Here is a 19,622-nt window from a genome sequence, read left to right as displayed (position 1 = left end):
AAATTCTCCATATTAAATTATACTTTCATAACATCATCGATTTTTTTGTTTACAATCTCATCAACTTTAGCTACAAACTCGTCTGTAATTTCTTGGACTTTATCAAGACCTCTTTTTTGATCATCTTCTGTTATTTCTTTATTTTTAAACATTTTTTTAATCTCATCATTTGCTTCACGTCTAATGTTTCTTATTGCAATTTTTGCTTTTTCACCAAACTCTTTTGCTTTTTTAGCTTGTTTTTTTCTTTCTTCTTCTGTCATTGGTGGGAAATATAATTTAATTGTGTCACCATCGTTGTTTGGATTTGCACCAACATTTGCTTCTTGAATAGCTCTTTCAATATCATTTATAATTGATTTATCCCATGGACTTACAACAATTGTAGTTGCATCAATAGCATTTATATTTGCTACCTGATTTAATGGTGTTGGAGCACCGTAATATTCTACTTTTACTCCATCAAGTACATGAATTGATACTCTACCAGTTCTTAGTGTGTTTAAATCTTTTTTTAATACCTCGATACTTTTTTGCATATGTTCTTTTGCAAACTCAAATACTTCTTCCATTTATTCCTCCTTTAATAAAACTTTTGAAATTATTTTATAATTATATCTTATGATTACTCTGTTTCTATATCTTTTTAGGGTGAAATTAGGGTGATAAACAAACTTAGAGTCTCTAACTTTAACTTTTTTCCATCCAAGTTTTGTAATATAAATATTTACATAAGGGACTTTATCTTTTAATATTCCTGAAATTTCATTAATAGTATTTTTATCTCTTTTAATGCTTAATGTGTTTAAGTGAAGTCTTTTTAGTTTTAGTTTCTCAGCTATATTTACTGTCCCAGTAAGGGCAATTCTGTCAATATTATCAAGTGGAGTGCTTAAGTCAATTGCACCAGTGTCTTGATTTACAATATATTCGAAATATTTTTTTATTATTTTTTTGACTTTACTATCATATTCACCATAAGGGTAACTATAAATTTTTGGTACAAAACCTATATATTTTTTAAAAGCATTAATCGCTTTTTTTGTATCTTCTTCTATTTTTTTATTACTTAGTTTACCTAAATGTGGATGAGCCCAGCTATGAACACCTAACTCTCCATATTTTAAAGTTTCTCTAACTTCATCCCAACTCATAAAATCGCCCCAATTTTCAGTAGTTGCTTTACCATATACAAAAAGGGTAAAAGGATAGTTATATTTTTTAAATAGTGGCAATCCATTTTTATAAAAACTTTTATAACTATCATCAACAGTAAATACTACGATTTTATTAAGAGGCTTTTTGTTTTTTATCATTTCAATAAGAGTTGATAGTGTTACCACTTGGTAATTGTTTCTTTTTAAGTAGTCAAAATATTTTTTTAACTCTTTGCTTGATGTATTTGTATAAGGATATCTAAAATCATCAATTCTATGAAGTACAAAAATATGAGCTTCAGCTAATAATAAAATCGGGAAGAGAAAAAAAATTAATTTTTTCATTTAGTAGGTACTTGAGGGACGCTTGGTACTGGTAATTTTTTTTCTATTTTTACTTCATCAAGAGCAGAAGTATTTGCTTGTTTATTATATAGATATACAAGAGTTAAAGTGTTTAATACAAATAAAAGTCCTAAAAACATTGTAGTTTTTGTAAGAAAATTCATAGGACCGCCTGCACCAAATACAGAGTTATTTGAGCTGCTGTATGCACCAAGACCCATTGATTCAGAACGTTGAAGCAGTACTAAAATTGTAATTGCAATAACTAAAACAATTTGTATAATCATTAAAACACCAGTCATTTTATACCTTTTTTAGGTAGAATTATAACACAAATATAAAATGGCACTGACCAAATAAGTTCAACAAAAGAGCAAATTTTTTAACGCTACATAAAGGCTAAAAAGCATTAACTCGCTTTGCTCAAACAAAATGTTTTTTTTAACGCCTTTATTTTGCTAAAATTTGCAATTATTTCACTTTATTTGGTCAGTGCCTATAAAATTTGCTTATTTAATAAGGCAATATATGGAGAGTTTTGAGAAGTTTGCACATACTTATGGCAAGTATAATGTAATCCAAAAAAAAATTATTAAAAAATACCTGCATTTAGTAAAAAAAAGAGTTATTGACTTAGGTTGTGGAAGTGAAGGGCTATGTAAATATAAAGATTTTGAATTTTATTTAGGAATTGATAAGAGTTATGAGATGTTAAAAAGAAATCCTTGCAATACAATGCAGCTTGATTTTAATGAAAAAAGATGTTTTGAAGTTATAAAACAGTTTGAGTTTGATCAGATTGTTTCTTTTTCTGCTCTTCAATGGGCTAAAAATTTGGATTTTGTATTTAGAGAAATAAAAAATTTAAATAAAGAGTATATACTAGCAATTTTTACTTCAAATACTTTTAAAACTCTTCATAATTATTTAGAAATTGATTCTCCAATTTTTTCAAAAGAAAAAATATTAAAAAGTGCTAGGATTTTAAATCCGGAAACTAATATTCTTAAATACAAAATGGAATTTAATTCTGCTAAAGAGATGCTTGAATATATAAAATTTTCAGGTGTAAAAGGAGATGTTAAAGCCCCAGCTAGTAAAATTAGAAGATTTTTAAAAGAATTTCCTTTTAATTATCTGGAGTTTGAGGTTATTATATTGAATGGATGAGATTTAAAATTAATGTAGTATAAAAATAAATATTTATTTTTTTTATGAGTATTGTAAGATTGTTTGTTTAAGTTTTTAGTAATCTTGACTTTAGAAATTAAATTTGTAATTATTATATTATATATTAAAAAATTGGAGGGGATGTGATCCTGGTGGACACCCCGGGCTTCAAACCCGGTGAGACGACAGGTGACTGTCGTCTGGAAGGTTCGATTCCTTCCCCCTTCCGCCATTATTGATATTTAAGATATCTTTTATTATCTATTTTCACTATATCTCCAAGATTATCTAAATAATCAAGATATGCAATGATATATTTTCTTGACATAGGCATTTCTTCTTTGAATTTTTTTATATCGATAAATCCATGTTTTTTTATAATATCTTTCATTTTTTTTACAGCAATATTTATGTTCTTATCAGTTATAAAAATATTATGAGCAAGTCTTATAACTTTTTTTGCGGAAGTGAGTTTTTTCATAGCAGCATCTCCCACTTTTCTATCGATATTAAGTTTTTCATAAATATTATATGGTGCTTCAGGAGTAAGTCCTGAATTATCTAAAAGTATATAAAGTCTATGTTCTACTGATTTTTCTATGTCGATATTACCTAAATCTTTTCTTTTATAAATATTTCCTTCTTTTTTCAAATATCCTTGTTTTACAAAATTGTCAAGTACACTTTTTATTATTCCTTCACTTGCCCATTTTAACCTTAATCTTAAAGATGCTGGAGATATGAGAGCAAGTCTATTTTTTTCATAAATAGCTTTTGTTATATTCTCAATTTCTTTTTTTACTTCTAATGAAAATATATTGTAATTTTCTTTATCTATAAATACACCTTTAAGTTTTTTTGCGATTTCAAGTGCTTCTTGAGGTGTAATATTAAATCTTTGATAGCTTTGAAGTAATCCAAATCCTTTTTTGTGGTTTTTAACTAAAATATCAAATGCTTTTTCAAAGTTTTTCTCATCTATTGCTTTTAGAAGGGTTAGTTTTTTTCTTTTTTTGATAGGGTCGCTTACAGGATTTAGGACTTTTCCACCTGCTGTCACACGTCCGTTATATAGCAAAACAAAAGGATCGTTATAAACTAAAAACGCTTTTTCTTCAAGTTTGATAGTTGCGTAGCCTTTTTTTGCTTTTTCATCAAACAGTAAAAGTTTTGCTGGTATTTTTTTAGATCCACTAATAAATAAAACATTCATATTATGAAATATCTCTTTATCTTTAACTGGTTCTACATATACATCTATAAGCTTAAATCCTCTTAAATATCCTTTTGTTGAAAGAAGATATCCTTTTTTTAATTCTTTATGAGATATACCAAGATTTATTGCAACTCTTTGATGAGTATAAGCTTCTTCTACGTTTTCACCGTGGACTTGAAGATTTTTGACATTTGTTAAGGTTTTCGTTTCGTTTATATAAATTTTATCTTTTAGCTTAACTTTTCCACTTAGTACTGTTCCTGTTACTACAGTCCCTATACCTTTTAGAGAAAAAACTCTATCGATATAATATCTGAAAAATTTAGAATGAGTAATTTTTCTTGGCGGCAGTGAAAATAGATAATCTTTTAGTTTTTCAATGCTTTTTTTGTCTTTAATAGATGTAGGAAGTATTTTTAATAATTTTAGATTTTTATATTTTTTGATAAATTCTGCAATTTCTTTTTTTCTCTGTTCGATTAGCTCAGGTATAGCTAAATCTGCTTTTGTCAAAGCAACTATAACGTTTTGAACATTTAGTATATTCAAGACTTCCAAATGCTCTATCGTTTGAGGCATAATACCTTCATTTACATCAATAGCAAAAAGTGTAGCATCAAATCCAAATGCTCCGCTAATCATATTTTTCACAAGTTTTTCATGTCCTGGAACATCAATAAAAGCAACGTTAACATCGTCTCTTTTCATATTTGTAAAACTTAAATCAATTGTAATTCCTCTTTCTTTTTCTTCTTTTAGTTCATCTCCGTTATATCCTGTCATTGCCTCGATTAAAGAAGTTTTTCCGTGGTCTATATGGCCTGCTGTACCAATAATTATGTTTTTCATTTTAAATCTCACATGTAATTATTGAGTTTATAATTTCTGCAAGTTTTTCAATTTCATCATTTTGAATACTTCTCATATCTAAAATAAATTTATCTTTTTCAATTCTTCCTATAACCTTTCTTTTTCTCATATCTCTCTCCCACTTCACAGCATTTCCTTCAATCTCCACAACAATCGTAGGAATAGAACGGTTTGGCATAGTGCCTCCTCCTACGTATGTTTCAGATTCCCTGATTTTCGATTTAAGTTTAGGCGTTAGGGATAAAAGTTTTTTGGCTTTTTGTCTTAATTCATCGAGAGATTGAAAAATAAATTTTAAAGTAGGTATTTTGTCATATTCTTCTTTTATATATGCAAGTGCAGTAGCTTCTATCATAGAAAGTGTGATTTTATCAACTCTAAACATTCTTAAAATTTGATTTTTTTTGAGTTTTTCTATATATTTTTTCTTTCCTAAAATAATTCCTGCTTGAACTCCTCCAAAAAGCTTATCTCCACTAAAACTTACAAGAGAAGGAGAAAGTTTCATAATTTCAGTAATTGGGGGCTCATATAAGCTTAGTCTGTGAGGAAGTTCTGGTATATAAGCGCTACCTAAATCATAATAATCAAGCAAGTTGTTTTTTCTTGCCATTTTTATAATATCTTCGATTTCTACTTCTTCTGTAAATCCTTCAATTGAATAATTTGATTTATGAACTTTCATAAGTATTGCTGTATTTTCATTAATTGCATTTAGATAGTCTTTTTTATGAGTTTTATTTGTAGTACCAACTTCTACAAGTTTAGCACCGCTTGCTTTCATAACTTCTGGGACTCTAAAACTGCCACCTATTTCGACTAATTCTCCTCTTGAGACGATAACTTCTTTGTCTTTTGCAAAAGTATTAAGTACCAAAAAAACGGCTGCGGCATTGTTATTAACTACCAATGCATCTTCACATCTGAATAAAAAGCTTAAATGCTTAGCGCTATGATGATATCTGTCGCCTCTTTTCCCTTTTTTTAAATCATATTCCAAATTGCAATAATGCGTTGAAATTTGTTTACCATAATCAAAAATTGCAGGGTCTATAAGACTTCTTCCAAGATTCGTATGTACTATAATTCCTGTAGCATTTATTACATTTACAATTGAAGGAGAGAGAATTTCTTCACTTCTTTTTTTGATTGTTTCAACTATTTTATCTTCATTAATTTCTGTAATTTCACCTTTTTTTATACCTTTTCTTATTTCATTTAAAACTTCATTTATTACAAAACTGGATATTTTTTTAGGTATGTTTGAGAGTTTTTTTTGAAGTTTATCTACTTTTGGTATTTGTCTTAATAAGTTCATTTTTTTCCTTGTGTAATGCTTCCAGCACTTTTGATAATATTATAACAAAAAAGGTATTTTATGAAACTTGTAATTACTGCTAAAGGTGAATATGTAGGAAGTGAATTTTGTAAAAGTTTTGAAGAATGCGAATATATTATTATATTCGATACTGAAACGAAGACTTATGGTTCTAGAAAATCGCCAAGTTTTTATACAAAAAACCCTCAAGATTTAATAAATTTCCTAAAGGCAATACATATGAAATATATAATAACAGGGAAAAATGTAAATGATAAATTTTTTAAAGTTTTTATACCAAAAAATGCAAAAACAGTGGAAGAAGCAATTGAAGAGTTTCTAAAATCTAAATGATAACAATAGATTTTTCTTCGATTTCTTTTACAGTTGCTATATCTTTTGCAAAAACACCTTCATTCTCAGCTCTTTTTAAGTATTCTTTTGCTTTTTCTTGAGGTAAGCTTATCAAGAGACCACCGCTTGTTTGCGCATCGAAAAGTATCATTTTTTCTTCAAAGCTCAAATTCTTTTTGAATTTTACATATTTTTCTACAAAAGATTGATTATTATAACTTCCAGCTGGAATAATTCCCATAGATGCTTGATTTATTGCTTCTTTAATAAATGGAACTTTATCAAACTCTATTTCTATTGTAAATTTTCCTTTACTCATTTCATACAAATGTCCAAGAAGGCCAAACCCGGTAACATCAGTCATAGCATTTACGCCTATTTCTCTTGCAATTAGGCTTGCTTTATAGTTAAGCGTCCTTAATATTTCGGCAACTTCTGCAGTTATCTTTTCATCAAGCAAATCAGCTTTTATAGATGTCGTTAAAATTCCCATACCAAGAGGTTTTGTAATAATTATTACATCATTTTTTTTGAGTGTGTTATTTCTTATAATTTTATCTGGATGTATAACTCCAGTAACACTTAACCCATAAAGCATTTCAGGTGTTTCTATTGTATGTCCGCCTACTAGTACTCCTCCACATTCATTTATTTTATCTTCTCCACCTTTTAAAATTTCTTTTAAAACTTCTTTGTTGTGATGACAAGAATCAAATCCCACAATATTAAGAGCCGTCTTTACATCTCCTCCCATAGCAAAAACATCGCTTAAAGAATTGGCTGCAGCAATTTGTCCGTAAACAAATGGATCATCTACTACAGGGGTTATAAAATCCACCGTCTGAACAAGTGCTATTTTCTCATTTATTTTATAAATACTTGCGTCTTCATTTCCTTCGAAACCTACTATTAAATTTTTATCTTTTCCACATAAAACGCAAGTAGTACTGTTTAGCTCCTCCGGAGCCAATTTACCTGCTCAGCCCGCCGCTTTTACATATTTTGTAAGTTTTGCTTCATTGTTTAGTTTTAACATTTATTCCCTTTAAAAAGTTAAAATTTTATCACTCTCTTCCACCCATTCAGCCAAATCGTTCATTGTAGCTTTGATCTCAGGTGTAAAATAAGGCTCATTTTTAAAAAGACCACATCTTGCTTGACATGTTCCACAAACTTTAAGCTCAATGCCATTATTATAAATATCTTTTAACATAGCTACTAAATCATGATCATAATGTTCAGGTTTTTTATTGCACTCTCTTGCTAAATCTACTGAATCGTTCATAAGAAAAAGTCTTACTTCATTTCCTCTTTCATAAAGTTTTTTAGCAAGTCTAAGACCATTCCAAGTTAAATCACTTCCATCATATGGTTCGTGATTAAATATAAAAAGTATTTTCATTTTAGCTCCTTTTTTTAATTGTTATCTTATTTCCAGTTTTATTTATTTTTATTCCAACTCTTACTTTTCTCACCCAATCATACAAATTTACCTGGGACTTGGGATTTGGAACTCGATAACTTCTTCTCATATATTTACAAACTAACGATTTCTGTGTTTAACAGCATATCCATTGTATCGTATGCGTTTCCAATTTCTCCCACTTTTAGTTCTTCTGCTGGGATATTGTAGTGATTCATACATAGTCCACATGAATAAATTTTAACACCTCTTTTTTCTAATTCTTTAAGTATTTCAATAATTTCTTTATTTTCTTCTTTAGTAGTTAAAAATACACCTCTGTTTACAAATATGATATTTTTAGGAAGTTTTTTAAATTCAAGAATAGTTTTCAAAAATCTTTTTATTAATATACCTCCAAGCTCTCCTTCACCAATTTTATCATCTTTTACAAATATAGTTTTATTTAAAAATTTCTCTTCATCTTTTTCATCTGCGATTATTGTACACTCATAGCCTTTAATAATAGTAATTAGTGTTTCACCGTTTCCTAAATCATCAACTTTAGGTTCAAATCCGTTATTAATTGCATATCTTTTAATGTTTTGAACAGATGACACAGAATTAACTAAAACCTCTAAAATTCCTTCGTTCATTTCTTCCAGTGCTTTTTTTGTCTCAAGTACTGGCTGAGGGCACGCCATATCTCTGCAGTCTATTTTTTTATTCATCTTCACTCCTTTTATTGTTATTAATCTCTTTTATTTTTTTATATTTTTATTTCATTTCCATTTCTTTACCAGCAAGGGCTGCTCCAAATGCTCCTATCATTTGAGGATGTTTAGGTACATATATGTTTTTATTTAGTTTTTTGCTTAGAAGTTCTTTAAGTAAAATATTTTTAGCTCCCCCTCCTGTAAATACCACTTTATCTTCTGGTCTCATACTTTTTGCCATACCTGCAAGCCTTCCTGCAATTGATTCTATAATTCCATGGGCAATATTTTCAGGTTTTTCTTTACTTGCAATAAGCGAAATAACTTCTGATTCCGCAAATACGGCGCACATAGATGAAATCTGTACCTTTTTATCCGATTTTTTTGCAATTTCTCCAAATTTCTCTAAAGGAATTTGAAGTCTTGATGCTGCTATTTCTATAAACTTTCCAGTACCTGCTGCACATTTATCATTCATTTTGAAATTATCAAAATTACCGCCTTCAACCACTTTAATAATCTTGCTGTCCTGTCCGCCTAAATCTATAATCGTTCTTACATCGTTAAAAAAATAATAAGCCCCCTTCGTATGGGCTTTAATTTCACTGATTATCGGCACTTTAAACGCTTCTTGCATCATATATCTACCATAGCCCGTTGCCACTAATGTTTTTATTACCTTATTTTTTAAATAATCTTTAACCATTTCATCTGGATTAATAGATGTGTTTAATACTTTTAAATCAATAATATTATTATTTTTATCAAGTCCTACTATTTTGATATAAGTAGAGCCTATATCAACTCCATAATACATTAAAAACCTTTAAACTGTACATTTTTTTTAAAAGACATACTCTCAATAAACGCTTCAACCCTTGTTTTAATTTGTCCCATATCTTCCATTGAATAATCAGATTCAATTTTTAACACAGGAATATTTTCTTCTTGAAGTCTGTCTATTACTTTTTTTGATTCTACATTGTATGTATGACAAAAAGATAGTGAATAATAAATAATTCCATCGGCTTTTCTTTCTTTATACATTTTAATAATTTTTTCTATTCTCTCATCATTTGGAGTAAAACAGGCACAGTCAATTTTCATATATCTCTCAAGCATATTATCTATAAGTTCATCAATATTTTGAGCGTTTTCAATATTAATATTATCTTTATAATATCTGTGTCCTATACACGCTTCTTCATTTATAATAACTCCTCCTGTTGTTTCTACGATATGGTGGAGTTTCCAGTTTGGGGGTGCCATAGGGGTACCGATTACCATAATTCTAGGAGTGTCTTTTGGTACAACTGAGTTTTTGTTTTTAATTCTTTCTTCAAGTTCGTCACATAACTCATTTACTTTTTGTGTAAATCTTTCAGGGTCGTCATAAAACGATATCTGATTGATTAAAAGTCCATCTTTTCCACTAATAGGCACAACATCAGGATACATGCCTCTTAATCTATCAAGTCTTTGCATAGCTTTTCTTTTATTGTTGATAATTTCTATACCTTTTTTTAGTTCTTCAAAAGTAATTTCTTTATTTATAATTTCTTCAATATTTTTTTTAAACTCATAAATTTCACTTTTCCAAAGTTCTTGTTCTTTTTTTCTTTTCATTTGAGGAATATGCATAACGTGTGTAGGATGAAGTTCGTTTAATATTTCCCATGTTTTCTTTTTAGCCTCACATGTGGTTTCTCCGTAAATAAAATTTGAAGCCTGAGTGTAAGGACATGTTTTTTGGACCTTAAATCCATAAGCTGATTTAATTAAAGAACATATATTTCTTGGCAAGTCTTTTTCGGCATCTGCAATAGAAAACTCTGCCCCACCGCATAATCCATAACAAACACCATCAGCCCCAACTACAATTTCTTCTGGTACAAATATACAAAATGTTCCAACTAAAGGTTTTCCTTTTTTTTTCTTTTCTAAAATTTCTTCAATTCTTTTACCGTGAATTTCACTCATTACATAATCAAAATATACCATTTTTTTGGGTCTGTTGTTTTGTTTTAGGAAAAATTCAGGATAAATAGTATTAAGTGTGGACATTAGTTCATTGTGTTTTTCAATATCCATGTTTAAACTTTCATACATTTTAGTATAATCTTTAGACATGTTGTCTCCTTTTTATTTTGATAAATGAGTTTTATAGTATGTAGTAGTTTTTTATTATTGTAGACTTTTACATTTTTAACCATTCTGCATTTATCAATACACACTACTAACTACATACTATTTGTTTTATGTTTTTAACAACAAGTTTTTTGTAATTTAACGATGCTTTGGAGTACATCATGAAGCTGTTTGGAGTTTGCTGCTTCATGTGTATGTCTGAACCTCAGACCTCACAGCCTTTAAAAAATTATATACAAATAAATCTTAAGAAAAGCTTAAATTTTATATAAAAGTTTACTTTTTGTTATAATAAAAAAAATTGAAAGGTTAAAAATGCAGCCTACTTCTTTTTTTAAGGTTATTAAGGTAAAAGGAGATAAAAAGTTCGAATTTGAAGATACTTTGATTAGAGAAATAAAAATAGATATTTATCTTAATGGAAAAAGAGTAGTTTCTATGATGGCAACTCCAATAGATCAAAAAGCACTTGCTGTAGGATATCTCATAAGCGAAGGAATAATAAATAATCCCAAAGATATTAAAAAGATAGAAATAAAAAATGATGGACTTATAGTTGATATAGCTGCAAATGTAAACCAAGAGAAAATAGAAAAATTAAATGAAGAAGCAATAATTATTAGTGGATGTGGCAAAAGTATAACTGCAAATGTAGATATTGACCCTTCAAAAATAGAAGCTGCTAAGATTGACTCAAACAAAACTATTACAACAAAAGAAATATTCAAACAAATGGAAAAATTTTATCAATCTTGTCCTCTTTATGAAAAAACAGGATGTGTTCATACAGCAAGATTATATTTTGATGAAGACACATATTTTGATGCAGAAGACATAGCACAACATTCCACGGTAGATAAAGCAGCTGGCAAAGCTATATTGGCAGGACTTGACCCAAAAAATGGGATTATGATGGTAAGTGGAAGGCTTAGTAGTGAGATGATTGTAAAAGCAATTATGCACAAAATCCCTATTTTAATTTCACGTACAGCTACTACATGTCTTGGAGCTAAAATTGCTGATACTTTTAATCTTACTTTAATAGGATTTGTAAGAGGGGATAAAATGAATATTTATACAAATGATTGGAGAGTAGTTATACAAAATTGACAATAGAAAAAATTAAAGATGAAGAGACAAAGAAAAATTGTGAAAGGGATATAAAATGAAAAAAGTAAGTGAGTTAATAGAAAAATACAAAAATGAAGACAACAAACTTTCCTGTGCTAAAGCGTATGTAGTAGCGAAAAAAGCAGAAGTAGAACCGATAATAGTTGGAAAAACAGCTGATGAAATGGGAGTTAGAATTACAGATTGCGGTCTTGGACAGTTTGGAAAACTTGATTTTACGGACAATTATGAAAAAGAAATAATAGATGAACTTCAAAAACTTGCTGATGAACAAAACAGAGTTTATTGCAAAGATGCAAGAAAACTTGCTGAGAAATATAATCTCAAAAAAGTAAGAAGTGCTATTAAAGATAACGGATTTGATGTAATATATTGTGAACTTGGTGTATTTAGAGAGAAAAAAAGACCAAGAGCATATATTAAAACAAAAATCTGGATAGAAGATAATAAAGGAAATTTATTATTTGGTAAAGGAAAAACGGAAATACTAGAATTGATAGAAAAAGAAGGCTCAATAGCAAAAGCAGCTGAAAAAATGGGTTTGAATTACAAAAAAGCTTGGAATCATATTAAAATTCTTCAGCAAAATCTTGATGGTGAACTTGTTATCGTAGAAAAAGGTGTAAAAGGAGGAACTTACTTAACTCCAAAAGCAAAAGAATATATAGATGTATATAGACAATTAGAAAAAGAAATTCAAGATTTTGCAAATAAAAGATTTAAAGATTTGTATCTCAAAAAATTGAAAGGGAAAAGAAATGATACTTGATAATATCTCTTTTTCAAAGGCTCTAAAATTATGTATACAAAGTGCATCAAGAATTAATATAAAAAAAAGAGTTTTCGTTTATGATGCGTTGAATGAGTTTTTAGCAAGTGATATAAAAGCTACAAGAAATTCTCCAACATTTACAAATTCCGCAATGGATGGATTTGCTTTTAAATATTCAAATAATAAAAAGCTAAAAATAGTAAAAACTATTTATGCCGGAGATAAATATGATGATTTTGAAATAAAAGACGATGAATGTGTAAGAATAATGACTGGTGCTAGAGTTCCAAAAGGCCTTGATACTGTTATCCCTATTGAAAAATGCATAAAAGTTACTGATGAATATATAGAAATTCCTGAAATAAAAAAAGGAGCAAATGTTAGAATAAAAGGGGAAGAATTTAAAAAAGAAGAAGTATTGATTCAAAAAGGAAAACATTTAACTCCTGAAACAATTGCTATGCTTGTTAGCCAAGGAATAGTAAATGTTGAAATTTTTACAAAACCAAAAATTGCTATTCTCTCAACAGGTAACGAGTTAAAAGAACCATGGGAAGAAGCTGATGAAGATGAGGTGTATAATATTAATTCACACTCTATCAAAATGCTTTTAAAAAAGCATAACTTTGAAGCTGATATTATAGGAATAATTCCTGATTCTCTTGAAAAAACAATAGAATTTATATCTAATCTTAAAACAAAATATGATGTAATTATTACAAGTGGTGGTATAAGCTTTGGTGATGCTGATTTTTTATATGATGCATATCTTAAAAATGGATTAAAACCTTTTTTTCATGGAATAATGGTAAAACCTGGGCGTCCTACTATGGCAGGAATTATGGATAATGTATTTGTTTTTGCACTTCCTGGAAATCCTTTAAGTTCTTATATAAATGCCTTTACTCTTGTAATTCCTACTCTTAGAAAAATGAGTGGAGCAATAAATTATTATCCAAATTTTGTTTATGCTAAAAACAGAAGTGATTTTAAGGTAAATTCTAAAAAAGACCATACGATTTTAGGGAAACTTCAAAAAGGAGAATGGGAAGTTTATGATTCTTATAAATATGGTTCTGGGATGCTTACTCCTCTTATTAATTCTAATTCTTTAGTGCTTTTAGATAAAGGAAAAGAAATAGTTAAGAAAGGAGAAATACTAAAAATAATTCCATTTAACACTGATTTTTCCAAAAATGAAGATATTTTTAATTAATTTGTAAAAACAGTTCATCAATTTTTTTAATATTAATTTTATACTTCCTTTTTGGAAGTTTTTGTAATATATCTTTTTCAGTTAAATCTTTAAATAATTTTACAAGAGTAGGTTTGCTTATTTCGATTTTTTGCATTATATCCGAATATGATAAAGAAAAAATATATTCATCATCCATTTCATTTATGATTAATTTCAAAACTTCAAGCTGTTTACCTTCACATATAATTGAAACAATTTTGAATAAAACACTATTTTTTTGAATTTGCTTTTGCTGATAGATAGGTAAAACAGTGTCATACAGTGAATCCAGAAGTTCTTTTATTTTAATAGGTTTTACTAAATAGTTTACAGTTTTTAATTTTATTGCTTCTAAAAGATATTCTGTTTCTGTATAAGCAGTAGTTAAAATAAAAGGTATATCTATTCCATTTTTTTTGATAAATTCTATAAATTCAAGTCCATTTTTATCACCTATTAATATATCACTTATAATTACATCTATATGGTTTTCTTTAAGTATTTTATATGCATCTGATGTATTCTCTGCTAGAAAAATTTTTTTTACGAAATCTTCTAAAATTTCTCCCATATTTTTAAGTAAATTTACATCATCTTCTATGTACAATACATTAAATTCTTTTAAAATGTCATAGTTTTTCATTTTTTTCCTTCAAAAGCAAAATTATTTCAAACATAGCGCATTTGAAAAATTTATCTTCACCCATTTTATGTTTTATATTAAGGGCTCTTATTTTACCATTCATATGCTTTTCTATTATTTGTTTTGCCATATAAAGTCCTATACCACTGCCTTTATCTTTTAACTTAGTAGTGAAATATGGTTCGAATATTTTATCTAAATATTCTTCTTTTATTCCTCCTGCATTGTCAATTACACTAATAATTGCATTATGTTTTTCTTTTTTTACCATTATTAAAATTTTTTTAGGATTTATATTTGATTCTTTGAATGCATCTATAGAATTATTTAGAATGTTTAAACAAACATGCATTAATTCATTTGGATAACCATTTATTACCAAATCCTCTTTTATTTTTACTTCTATATGGATATTGTATTTTTCAAATAAATGAGAAAGGAGAGATATAGATTTTTTAATACAATTTTTAATATGAAAATCTTTTTTGACTTTATCAGGTCTAAAAAAGTTTTTGAAATCATCAATTGTTTTCGACATATTTTCAGCAATTTCTAGGCCTTCTTTAGTTTTTTTGTTTATGTATTCTGAAGTTAATTTTCCCATTTCATTTTTAATTTGGATTGATTGTAAAATCAGTGATAAACTTCCAAGAGGTTGTCTCCATTGATGAGCAATATTTTGAAGCATTTCTCCCATTGCAGCAAGCTTGCTTTGTTGAAACATAATTTTATTTTTTTTTCTCATTTCTTCAATTGTTTTTTGTATTCTTTTTTCAAGATTTTTATTAATTATTTCAAGTTCTTTTGTTTTTTCTTTTACTTGTTTTTCTAATTGCAAGTTAATTTCTTTAAAATTTTCTACAATCAAAATCATTAAAGTTATACTAAATACGAATACAATAATTATACTTGCAATCGAAGCTTTTATTATAAAAGAAAATCTTTTATCTGTTTCTCTTTTTTGTTCAATTGCTTTTTTTATATTTGAATTAATTATATCTGACAAATATATATTTATAGTATTTACGTTGTTTCTTAATTTTTCAATATTTATTTTTCGAGTTTGTAGAAACTTTATAATTTGATTTCTGATTTTTTCATTTAGTTTTAAAATATTCGTAAATAGAAGATGTTCGAATTCATCTTTTTCATTAAAATTATTTATAGAGTTTAATTCTTTATCGATTACTTCATATGCCAATTTTACTACTTCTTTAGCTTGATTAAAAGTTATTTCTTTTGATTTATATTGAATCATTGTTTCTAATAAGTTTATCTTGTAAAAATCTTTTAGATTTTCAAGTTTTACTGTAGGCAATGTTCTTTTTTCAAATAGAGTATCAATGTCATTTTTAAAAGTAAAAATAGAATATTGAGACATTATAATTATTGTAAGCATAGAAATAGTAATAACAGCAATCAAAATTTTTGATTTTGTAACAAAATTTAATTTTTCAAAAGAATTAATTATTTTCATTTTATCTCTTTAAATTTATTATTTTTATATATAAATAAATAAGTTTTATTTAAAAGTTGATTGTTTTTATATTCTATTGTAATTCCATCGAGAAAATTTTTAGGAGTCTTTTTTATTATATCTATCAAATGAGAAGGTGTATAAGGAAAATCAAGTTTAAGTAATGCTCTTAATAATACTTTGTTTGCAAGATATGCTTCAAAAGCAAAAAAAGATGGTTTTTTATTAGGAAAATATTTTGAAAAAGCTTTTTTAAATTCTTTTGCTTCTTTTATATCAGAGTCATAATAAGGGACTACTTCTGAAAAAATAATATTATCTTTATTTTTTAATAATTTTATTAAAGCATCCGGATTAACAAATGATATAGTGCAAAATTTAACATTTTTATCTAATTTTCTATATTTTTTTATAAACATTGCACTAACTTTTGATGTACTTCCCATAATAATTGCTTGTGGTTTGGCATTATATATTTCACTTAAAGCTGAATCTATAAAAAAAGTATTTCTTTTATATGTTCCTATTGCTAAAAGATTAATATTTTTTTGTTTTAATATTTTGTAAGTATAAAAATATATTTCATTTCCATAAGCATCATCTTGATAAAAAACTGCTATTTTCGTTATTTTATGTTTTATTAAATAATCTATAATATGTTTAATTTCATCTTTATAAGATGCTCTGAAGTTTAAAATATACTTATTTTTTCTTAAAAACTCTGCTCCAGTAAAAGGAGCATATAAATAAAGTGAATAGCTATTCAGAAAAGGTAAAATTTCTTTTACCGTTGGTGTTCCTACAATTCCATAAAGCAAAAAGGGGGCTTTATTATAAATCTTTTTTATATTTTCTACAGTAAGTTTAGGTTCATATTTGTCGTCTTTAAAAATATAATGCACATTTTCAACATCCATTTGAAACTTTGCGCTTAAAGTGCCTAATTTTACGCTATTTCCCGTATTTTTCATAATACCACTTAAGGGTAAGGAACTTACAATTAAATACTCTTTTTTAGCAGATTTATAATAGTAAACAGTTATAAATATAGTTAATATAATTGTTGAAAAAAATATTTTTTTCATAATGTTCCTTTTTTATTATATTAGTTATATAAAGTGCCAAAAAAGTGCTTTTTGTATTATAATAATTTACTGTTTAAGGAATTTTTAAGTTTTAAAGTGCTATACTTTTTTATAAAGTTAAAAAAGGTTTAAAAATGATTGAATATGCTTTTTATTCAAAAGAACTTCAATTTCCTTTACCTGAGAAAATTACCTATGTAACTTCAACCGATAATAAAGCGATTATATCTAATTCAAAAGAAATAAATTGTGAAATTTATGCTCCTGAAATAAATTTCTATTTAAAAAATTCAGAAGATAGTATTCTTGATAAAATTACTAATTTGGAGAAGCTTTATGAAATAAGAGGAATAAAATTAGACTATGCAAAATATAATGAATATCAAAAAGAAATACCTAATACATTATTAATTATAGGAAATAAAGAACAAGCTGAAAAAATAGCCGACAAACTGGAAATTTTTGAAGTTTATTATGCACTTCCAGAATGGATAAAAAATATAAGCGGAACTATAGGAAATTTACAATTTAACATAAAAAAAGATAATGAAATAACCTTGGAAGTAGGACAGGCTATATGGTTTGGAGCTCCTGAAATCGCTTATAAACAAAGAGGTATAGTAGACCCAGAAGATATAGGCATAGAAAAAGCTTTAGAAATAATAAACAAAAGAGAGGGAATTTATGAATATAGAAATTTTATAAATTACGATATAAATATTTGCCAATACAACAATAGAGTTCTGAATGAAACTTGCGGAAATTGTGTTAATGTATGTCCTACAAATGCTATTTTAAAAATAGATGAAGAAAGAAAGCTTGTTTTTTCTCATATAGATTGTGATGGATGTGGAGGATGTGTAAGTGTTTGTCCAAGTGGTGCTCTTGATTTTTCTGCAATTCCAAGAGAAATTTTTATAGATATTTCTAAACAGTTTAAAAATCGTATTCCACTTATAATTCCCGAAGATTTGATAGAAAATTTAAATGTAGAACTTCCTAAAAATATTTTACCTTTTGCAGTAGAAGGAGCTAAATTTTTTGATGAAGCTCATTTTATTACTATGTTACAAGAAGTAGGTTCCCAAATTGTTTTTTATACAAATAGATTATCTAAAGGTGAAAAAGAAGCAATAGAGTTAATAAATAAAATTTATAAAAGAATTTATAATAAAGAAGCAATTTTTCTCGTACAAAATGAAAAAGAATTAGAAGAAGCTCTTTTAGATGTTAAATTAGCTCCTGAATTTTTAAATACAATCAATGAAAAAAGTCTTACTAAAAGTGGTATTTTTTCTATTAGACTTGCACATATTTTAGATAAAGATTATGGAGTTATTGATTTAACAGGTCATAAATATATTCATTATGGGAAAATAGAAATAGATGAGAATAAATGTACTTTATGTATGGCTTGCGTAAGTGTTTGTAATGCAGGAGCTCTTACTGCTCATTCTGAGGATAATTCACTTAAATTTGATGTTTCTTTATGTACAGATTGTGGCTATTGTGATGTTGCATGTCCAGAAAAATGTATTCATGTAATTTATGATAAACTTGAATTAAATCCTGATAATTTTAAACAAAAAACAATGGCAAAAGATGAACCTTTTTATTGCATTATGTGTAATAAACCTTTTGCTCCAAAAAAATCAATAGAAAGAATAGCTTCTATGTTATTGCCATTTTTTACAAATGAAATTAAAAGAAAATCTATTTACTGCTGTGAAGAGTGTAAATCAAAATTAATATTTAATGATTATTTAGAAAGGAAAATAAATGAAAAATAAAATTGATTATGCAAGAGCTTTTTATTATGGTTTTTTTTCAAAGCTTTTTACCTTTACTGATGATAAGAATAGATTTAATGGTGTAAAAGAAGCAGCAGAAATTTTATATGAAAATGCATTAGACCCGAACTCAAAAGAAGCATTAAATCACTTTATTAATAATTTTGATGAACAAAAAGTAAGTGATGAATTCGATTATATTTTTTATGATCTTGCAAATGACCCTGTACCTACAACAGCTTCATTTTATGATGAAGAGATAGAAAATGGGAAAATGAGATTAAAAATGATAGATTTAGTTCTAGCTTCAAAATTTAGAAAAAATGAGAAATTTACAGATACTGAAGATGACATAGGATTTATTTTGCCTTTTATGCAACACTTAATCTTAGAAAAATTAAGAGATGATGAAAAGTCTGAGTGGCTTGAAGAAAAAACATTTGAAATTTTAAATGAATTTGTAGATGATTTTATTGAAAATGTGTATATGCATTCTGCAGCAGACCTTTATAAAGATATAGCAATAGTTCTAAAGTCTTTTATAGAAACAGAGAGAATTTACTTTGAAAAATCTAAACCTAAAAAAGAAAAAATAACAAAACTCCCTCAAAAAACAATAGCAGATGAAGAAGCCTTAAGAAGAAAACTAAATAAACAGAAAAAAACAGAAGAAGTGATTATAAGTTGTAATTTGGAAGAGGGAGGGGATGTTGAAGATAATGTTTAGAGATAATGGCAGGGCTTAAAAAGCCTTGCCATTATCTCTTAAAGAGATAAAATTGAAAAAAGGA

Annotated in this window: 20 protein-coding genes and 1 tRNA gene; 8 read left to right on the top strand and 13 right to left on the bottom strand. The window is 27.2% G+C overall.

Annotation, left to right across the window (positions count from 1 at the left end):
• Window positions 1-17: 17 nt before the first annotated feature.
• From frr to secG, 3 genes are read right to left on the bottom strand one after another with little or no spacing between them, the layout of a single operon-like run.
• Entirely contained in the window at window positions 18-572 is a 555-nt protein-coding gene (frr, locus tag ACYQ1U_RS06755; RefSeq protein ID WP_459885776.1) for a ribosome recycling factor, read from the bottom strand.
• Window positions 573-1,502 carry a polysaccharide deacetylase family protein gene (locus ACYQ1U_RS06750; protein ID WP_459885773.1) on the bottom strand — a complete coding sequence of 310 codons (930 nt, stop codon included), beginning with the start codon at window positions 1,500-1,502 and terminating at the stop codon, window positions 573-575.
• A complete protein-coding gene (gene secG, locus ACYQ1U_RS06745) occupies window positions 1,499-1,804 on the bottom strand; it encodes a preprotein translocase subunit SecG (protein WP_459885770.1) in 306 nt (101 codons plus the stop codon). The genes ACYQ1U_RS06750 and secG overlap by 4 nt, the downstream gene beginning before the upstream one ends.
• Before the next feature lie 226 nt (window positions 1,805-2,030).
• On the opposite strand from secG, the gene ACYQ1U_RS06740 reads away from it, so the two are divergent.
• Together ACYQ1U_RS06740 and ACYQ1U_RS06735 are read left to right on the top strand one after the other, a co-directional pair.
• Window positions 2,031-2,672: a methyltransferase domain-containing protein gene (locus ACYQ1U_RS06740; RefSeq protein WP_459885768.1), complete on the top strand. Its 642-nt coding sequence runs from the start codon at window positions 2,031-2,033 to the stop codon at window positions 2,670-2,672.
• Between the two features lie 134 nt (window positions 2,673-2,806).
• A tRNA-Sec gene (locus tag ACYQ1U_RS06735) sits at window positions 2,807-2,904 on the top strand.
• Here the strand turns inward: ACYQ1U_RS06735 and selB are convergent.
• Window positions 2,905-4,737, bottom strand: a complete 1,833-nt coding sequence (gene selB / locus ACYQ1U_RS06730; protein ID WP_459885765.1) for a selenocysteine-specific translation elongation factor — start codon at window positions 4,735-4,737, stop codon at window positions 2,905-2,907.
• 1 nt (window position 4,738) lies between these two features.
• Complete coding sequence (gene selA / locus ACYQ1U_RS06725; RefSeq protein WP_459885762.1) at window positions 4,739-6,076, bottom strand: L-seryl-tRNA(Sec) selenium transferase; 1,338 nt, start codon at window positions 6,074-6,076, stop codon at window positions 4,739-4,741.
• Between the two features lie 60 nt (window positions 6,077-6,136).
• Here selA and ACYQ1U_RS06720 point away from each other — a divergent pair, with 60 nt between their 5' ends.
• On the top strand, window positions 6,137-6,430 hold the full coding sequence (locus tag ACYQ1U_RS06720; RefSeq protein WP_459885760.1) for a NifB/NifX family molybdenum-iron cluster-binding protein: 294 nt from the start codon (window positions 6,137-6,139) through the stop codon (window positions 6,428-6,430).
• Here the strand turns inward: ACYQ1U_RS06720 and selD are convergent.
• The 5 genes from selD to ACYQ1U_RS06695 form a co-directional block, all read right to left on the bottom strand.
• Window positions 6,423-7,466 (bottom strand): selenide, water dikinase SelD, encoded by a 1,044-nt coding sequence (gene selD / locus ACYQ1U_RS06715; protein ID WP_459885757.1) that lies wholly within the window; start codon window positions 7,464-7,466, stop codon window positions 6,423-6,425. The genes ACYQ1U_RS06720 and selD overlap by 8 nt on opposite strands.
• A 9-nt stretch (window positions 7,467-7,475) precedes the next feature.
• Window positions 7,476-7,832 (bottom strand): DsrE/DsrF/TusD sulfur relay family protein, encoded by a 357-nt coding sequence (locus ACYQ1U_RS06710; RefSeq protein WP_459885754.1) that lies wholly within the window; start codon window positions 7,830-7,832, stop codon window positions 7,476-7,478.
• Window positions 7,833-7,966: 134 nt separating this feature from the next.
• Window positions 7,967-8,563, bottom strand: a complete 597-nt coding sequence (yedF, locus tag ACYQ1U_RS06705) for a sulfurtransferase-like selenium metabolism protein YedF (protein WP_459885750.1) — start codon at window positions 8,561-8,563, stop codon at window positions 7,967-7,969.
• A gap of 46 nt (window positions 8,564-8,609) precedes the next feature.
• The gene (locus tag ACYQ1U_RS06700; protein ID WP_459885747.1) at window positions 8,610-9,365 is read right to left on the bottom strand and encodes an acyl-CoA dehydratase activase; all 756 of its coding nucleotides are present in this window, start codon (window positions 9,363-9,365) and stop codon (window positions 8,610-8,612) included.
• Window positions 9,365-10,678 (bottom strand): double-cubane-cluster-containing anaerobic reductase, encoded by a 1,314-nt coding sequence (locus tag ACYQ1U_RS06695; protein WP_459885745.1) that lies wholly within the window; start codon window positions 10,676-10,678, stop codon window positions 9,365-9,367. The genes ACYQ1U_RS06700 and ACYQ1U_RS06695 overlap by 1 nt, the downstream gene beginning before the upstream one ends.
• 333 nt (window positions 10,679-11,011) lie before the next feature.
• Here ACYQ1U_RS06695 and fdhD point away from each other — a divergent pair, with 333 nt between their 5' ends.
• From fdhD to ACYQ1U_RS06680, 3 genes are read left to right on the top strand one after another with little or no spacing between them, the layout of a single operon-like run.
• Window positions 11,012-11,806 (top strand): formate dehydrogenase accessory sulfurtransferase FdhD, encoded by a 795-nt coding sequence (gene fdhD / locus ACYQ1U_RS06690; RefSeq protein WP_459885742.1) that lies wholly within the window; start codon window positions 11,012-11,014, stop codon window positions 11,804-11,806.
• Between the two features lie 55 nt (window positions 11,807-11,861).
• The gene (locus ACYQ1U_RS06685; RefSeq protein ID WP_459885739.1) at window positions 11,862-12,596 is read left to right on the top strand and encodes a winged helix-turn-helix domain-containing protein; all 735 of its coding nucleotides are present in this window, start codon (window positions 11,862-11,864) and stop codon (window positions 12,594-12,596) included.
• A complete protein-coding gene (locus ACYQ1U_RS06680) occupies window positions 12,586-13,815 on the top strand; it encodes a molybdopterin molybdotransferase MoeA (RefSeq protein WP_459885736.1) in 1,230 nt (409 codons plus the stop codon). The genes ACYQ1U_RS06685 and ACYQ1U_RS06680 overlap by 11 nt, the downstream gene beginning before the upstream one ends.
• Here the strand turns inward: ACYQ1U_RS06680 and ACYQ1U_RS06675 are convergent.
• The 3 genes from ACYQ1U_RS06675 to ACYQ1U_RS06665 are packed head-to-tail and all read right to left on the bottom strand — an operon-like array spanning window position 13,808 to window position 17,041.
• Window positions 13,808-14,479, bottom strand: coding sequence for a response regulator (locus ACYQ1U_RS06675; RefSeq protein ID WP_459885733.1), 672 nt, complete (start codon window positions 14,477-14,479; stop codon window positions 13,808-13,810). The two genes, ACYQ1U_RS06680 and ACYQ1U_RS06675, sit on opposite strands and share 8 nt — an antisense overlap.
• Window positions 14,466-15,956, bottom strand: coding sequence for a sensor histidine kinase (locus ACYQ1U_RS06670; RefSeq protein WP_459885730.1), 1,491 nt, complete (start codon window positions 15,954-15,956; stop codon window positions 14,466-14,468). Before ACYQ1U_RS06670 ends, ACYQ1U_RS06675 begins: the two co-directional genes overlap by 14 nt.
• Window positions 15,953-17,041, bottom strand: coding sequence for an ABC transporter substrate-binding protein (locus tag ACYQ1U_RS06665; RefSeq protein WP_459885727.1), 1,089 nt, complete (start codon window positions 17,039-17,041; stop codon window positions 15,953-15,955). Before ACYQ1U_RS06665 ends, ACYQ1U_RS06670 begins: the two co-directional genes overlap by 4 nt.
• 134 nt (window positions 17,042-17,175) lie before the next feature.
• Here ACYQ1U_RS06665 and ACYQ1U_RS06660 point away from each other — a divergent pair, with 134 nt between their 5' ends.
• On the top strand, window positions 17,176-18,831 hold the full coding sequence (locus ACYQ1U_RS06660; RefSeq protein WP_459885724.1) for a 4Fe-4S binding protein: 1,656 nt from the start codon (window positions 17,176-17,178) through the stop codon (window positions 18,829-18,831).
• Complete coding sequence (locus ACYQ1U_RS06655; RefSeq protein WP_459885721.1) at window positions 18,821-19,558, top strand: TorD/DmsD family molecular chaperone; 738 nt, start codon at window positions 18,821-18,823, stop codon at window positions 19,556-19,558. Before ACYQ1U_RS06660 ends, ACYQ1U_RS06655 begins: the two co-directional genes overlap by 11 nt.
• Window positions 19,559-19,622 lie beyond the last annotated feature (64 nt).

Source organism: Caminibacter profundus, assembly GCF_054657155.1.
Note: the sequence above shows the minus strand (reverse complement) of the source record. Positions and strands in the feature narration are given on the sequence as shown.

Bases quoted from the DNA above. Each gene is read 5' to 3' on its own strand.
- yedF (WP_459885750.1), bottom strand. From the start codon at position 8,563: ATGAATAAAAAAATAGACTGCAGAGATATGGCGTGCCCTCAGCCAGTA.
- ACYQ1U_RS06675 (WP_459885733.1), bottom strand. From the start codon at position 14,479: ATGAAAAACTATGACATTTTAAAAGAATTTAATGTATTGTACATAGAA.
- ACYQ1U_RS06750 (WP_459885773.1), bottom strand. From the start codon at position 1,502: ATGAAAAAATTAATTTTTTTTCTCTTCCCGATTTTATTATTAGCTGAA.
- ACYQ1U_RS06665 (WP_459885727.1), bottom strand. From the start codon at position 17,041: ATGAAAAAAATATTTTTTTCAACAATTATATTAACTATATTTATAACT.
- ACYQ1U_RS06670 (WP_459885730.1), bottom strand. From the start codon at position 15,956: ATGAAAATAATTAATTCTTTTGAAAAATTAAATTTTGTTACAAAATCA.
- frr (WP_459885776.1), bottom strand. From the start codon at position 572: ATGGAAGAAGTATTTGAGTTTGCAAAAGAACATATGCAAAAAAGTATC.
- ACYQ1U_RS06660 (WP_459885724.1), top strand. From the start codon at position 17,176: ATGATTGAATATGCTTTTTATTCAAAAGAACTTCAATTTCCTTTACCT.
- ACYQ1U_RS06720 (WP_459885760.1), top strand. From the start codon at position 6,137: ATGAAACTTGTAATTACTGCTAAAGGTGAATATGTAGGAAGTGAATTT.
- selA (WP_459885762.1), bottom strand. From the start codon at position 6,076: ATGAACTTATTAAGACAAATACCAAAAGTAGATAAACTTCAAAAAAAA.
- ACYQ1U_RS06680 (WP_459885736.1), top strand. From the start codon at position 12,586: ATGATACTTGATAATATCTCTTTTTCAAAGGCTCTAAAATTATGTATA.
- ACYQ1U_RS06695 (WP_459885745.1), bottom strand. From the start codon at position 10,678: ATGTCTAAAGATTATACTAAAATGTATGAAAGTTTAAACATGGATATT.
- ACYQ1U_RS06685 (WP_459885739.1), top strand. From the start codon at position 11,862: ATGAAAAAAGTAAGTGAGTTAATAGAAAAATACAAAAATGAAGACAAC.
- ACYQ1U_RS06700 (WP_459885747.1), bottom strand. From the start codon at position 9,365: ATGTATTATGGAGTTGATATAGGCTCTACTTATATCAAAATAGTAGGA.
- ACYQ1U_RS06740 (WP_459885768.1), top strand. From the start codon at position 2,031: ATGGAGAGTTTTGAGAAGTTTGCACATACTTATGGCAAGTATAATGTA.
- fdhD (WP_459885742.1), top strand. From the start codon at position 11,012: ATGCAGCCTACTTCTTTTTTTAAGGTTATTAAGGTAAAAGGAGATAAA.
- selB (WP_459885765.1), bottom strand. From the start codon at position 4,737: ATGAAAAACATAATTATTGGTACAGCAGGCCATATAGACCACGGAAAA.
- secG (WP_459885770.1), bottom strand. From the start codon at position 1,804: ATGACTGGTGTTTTAATGATTATACAAATTGTTTTAGTTATTGCAATT.
- ACYQ1U_RS06655 (WP_459885721.1), top strand. From the start codon at position 18,821: ATGAAAAATAAAATTGATTATGCAAGAGCTTTTTATTATGGTTTTTTT.
- ACYQ1U_RS06710 (WP_459885754.1), bottom strand. From the start codon at position 7,832: ATGAAAATACTTTTTATATTTAATCACGAACCATATGATGGAAGTGAT.